General features: G+C 68.4%; 3 protein-coding genes. All 3 read left to right on the plus strand.

Features of this window, described 5'->3' with window-relative positions; genetic code table 11:
• Positions 1 to 79 precede the first annotated feature (79 nt).
• Positions 80 to 1,180, plus strand: a complete 1,101-nt coding sequence (locus tag AA75_RS14720) for a bifunctional DNA primase/polymerase (protein WP_082526510.1) — start codon at positions 80 to 82, stop codon at positions 1,178 to 1,180.
• A complete protein-coding gene (locus AA75_RS14725; RefSeq protein WP_082526511.1) occupies positions 1,177 to 2,805 on the plus strand; it encodes a phage/plasmid primase, P4 family in 1,629 nt (542 codons plus the stop codon). The genes AA75_RS14720 and AA75_RS14725 overlap by 4 nt, the downstream gene beginning before the upstream one ends.
• Positions 2,802 to 3,120, plus strand: a 319-nt coding sequence (locus AA75_RS14730; RefSeq protein ID WP_033820452.1) for a DUF6009 family protein, incomplete at its 3' end; no start/stop codon positions are given. The genes AA75_RS14725 and AA75_RS14730, both read left to right, overlap by 4 nt.

The raw sequence follows: 3,120 nt of genomic DNA on the forward strand, positions 1-3,120 counted from the left end.
GTCGCTTCAGTCGCTGGCACCCCCGCGACCAGCACATACACCGAAAGCGACTCAACAATCGGCAACGGAGCCAGCAAGGATGGACGTGAGGGCGACTACGGCCGAGCTTCGTCTCGACGATGTGCGCCCCCCGCGAACGCTGGCGATCGCCTTGTGGTGCGCCGCCCAGGGCTGGCCGGTCCATCCTCTGACTCCGCGGTACAAGACCCCTGCCGCTAACTGCGGGGAGTGCCAGGCCCCGGGCCACACCGCGACGGGCTGCCCCTGCCTGCCGGCAGGGCGGTGGTGTCACGGACTGCTCTGCGCCACCACCGACCCGGACCGGCTGGCCCAGTGGTGGACGAAGAATCCGTCCTTCGGTGTGGCGGTTGCCTGCGGGCCCGCCGGCCTACTCGTCATCGACGTCGACGCCCACACCACCACCGTGCCGGAACGAAGCCGTCTGCTTCCGGGAATCCCCATCGCCGACCACATCAACCTCGACGGGCTCTCGACCGGGCACCACACGATGGGCCTGCTGGCCGCCCTTCGCTCGGCAACCGACCCGTGCCACGACGAGACCACACTCCGGGTACGCACCCCTTCCGGCGGCCTCCACATCTGGTACCGCACGCAGCCGTGGCAGGCCTTCCGGAGTTCCACCGGATCCGGGAAACGCCGCGCGCTCGCCTGGCAGGTCGACGTCCGCTCCGGAGGTGGCTACATCGTCGCACCGGGCACGGTGACGTCCGCCGGACGCTACTCTCCCGTAGGAACGGCACGGATGCCCGCTCCGCTGCCGGACTGGCTTGCGCAGGAGCTTGTCCGTACTGGCCATCTCGAGACCTCCGAGGTCCCGGTGTCCGGCCGTACGGTTCCCCCCCGTGCCCGCCAGGCCGTCATAGCCGCGGGTGGTGGTGGCAACGCCGCCACCCGCACCCTTGCCTCCCTGCTCACCGAGATCACCGATTGCGCGGTGATTCCGGAGGGAGCCGGGTTCACCGAAAAACTGAACCGGGTCGCCTACACCGCAGGAGGTCTCGCCGCTGCCGGATACCTAACGCTCATTGAAGCCGAACGCCTTCTCCTCGACGCCGCTCGCCAGGCACGTCCCGAGCAGGAACGACGCTGTTCCTCGATCATTCGCAGTGCCATGGCTGCCGGCAGCCGGCGCCCGCTTCATCTTGAAGGACGCTCATGAAACCCACGAACGGTCCGCTGGAAGGAGGCTTCGATCCCCTGGCGACCGCCCAGCAGATCCTCGGTTCGTCCTCCCGCCACAACGGACTGGCCGTACCGACCTCGATCCCACAGACCGACCCCCAGCCCGTCCAGGGTCTCCTCGATCTCGCGGGCCTCTCCGCGGCCTCCCCCCAGGACCCTCCTGCCCCCTACCGGGATCCGACCGCCGTCCCCCCCGCCGGTGCGACTCCCCACGGCTTGCTGCCGGACTCACTCAGCGACCGGGGGAACGCCAAGCTCTTCGCGCGCCTCTACGGCGGGGATTACCGCTACGTCCCCGGCCTGGGCTGGTACATCTGGAGTGGCCACCGGTGGCAGATCGACGAGACCGACCATGTGCTGTGGTCGGCAGGTGAGATGGCGGAGCAACTCGCCACGCACGATCCCATCGGAGCCTTCACCAACACCGAGCTCGGCCGCCACCGGCGCCGAGCGCTGTCCACATCGGGTATGAACGCGATGCTGGAACAGGCGAAGGCCTCGCCCGACATGGTGCTCCACGCTTCCACGCTGGACGCCGATCCGTACGCCCTCTGCACCCCGGGCGGCGTCGTCGACCTGCGGACGGGCCTCATCACCCCCCCGGACCCGGCGCGGCAGCGGCACTCCCGTTCCACCGCCATCGCGCCACAGACGATGCCCACACCCAGGTGGCAACGGTTCCTGGACGACACCTTCGGTACCGACACCGAAGGCCAGCAGATGACCCACTTCCTCCATCTCCTGCTGGGTTACTCCATCTCCGGGGACGTCGGCGCACAGGTCATGCCCTTCCTCTACGGCCAGGGAAAGAACGGGAAGTCCGTTCTGCTGGACGTCATGCTCCAACTGCTGGGGGACTACGCCGACGCGGCGCCCCCCGGCTTCCTCATGGCCAAGGCCTTCGAAGGACATCCGACAGACCTCGCGGAGCTCCACGGGCGCCGCGTCATCATGTGTTCGGAGCTCAAGCCGGGTGACCGCTTCGACGAAGCCCGGGTGAAGCTCCTGACCGGTGGCGACAAGATCAAAGCCCGTCGGATGCGTCAGGACTTCTTCAGCTTCCAACCCACGCACAAGCTCTGGCTCCTGGGCAACCACCGCCCCGAGGTCGGTACGGGCGGCATGGCCTTCTGGCGCCGCATGCGTCTGATCCCCTTCGCACGCGTCGTCGCCGAGGACAGAAAGATCGACAATCTCGCGAGCCTGCTCGTCGCGGAGGAAGGCCCGGGCATCCTGGCCTGGCTCATCGCCGGCGCCCGCCGCTACTTCGCCGGTGAGAAGGACCTCGCCGGCCCGCAGAGCGTCCAGGTCGCCACCACCGCATACGCCGAGACCGAGGACAGCGTCGGCCGTTTCCTGTCGGAGTGCTGCAAACTCGCCGACGGCCTACGCGCCGAACAGGCGCAGCTCTACGCCGCCTACGGCGGTTGGTGCGCTCTCGAAGGAGCCAACCCGGTGAGTGCCCGTAGCTTCGCGGCCCGTGTTCGCGAGACACTGGGGATGGCATCACCGAAGGCAATGATCCTCTCCAATTCCCGCAAGTACTATCCCGGTATCGGCCTAGTGGCCGCAGACCTGGCCGCCGAGGAGCCGCAGCAGTGAGCGCGTTGATCGATCCCGCCGAGCTCGCGCACGAAATCGAGATCCGCTGGCTCGAGGATCCTGAGCAACTGGACTACGTCAGGCAGTCGTTGGAACGCCTTCCCTCACGCAAGGGCAGGCCCCCGTACCACCGTGACGGTCGCATGGTGGGCTACGCGATGCTCGGCCCCGAGGCTCGTTCCTCCCGCGCCTCCGGGACCTTCAGGCGACGGGTGTTCTGGCTGCTCCCGCACGACCGCGACCTGCAGCCGGACGGCCTGTACGCGTCGGGGGCACCATCGGAGGCGGTCGATCCCCGGACCGTCGCGCCGACGG

It is taken from the genome of Kitasatospora sp. MBT63, assembly GCF_000710465.2.
Classification (GTDB): domain Bacteria; phylum Actinomycetota; class Actinomycetes; order Streptomycetales; family Streptomycetaceae; genus Kitasatospora.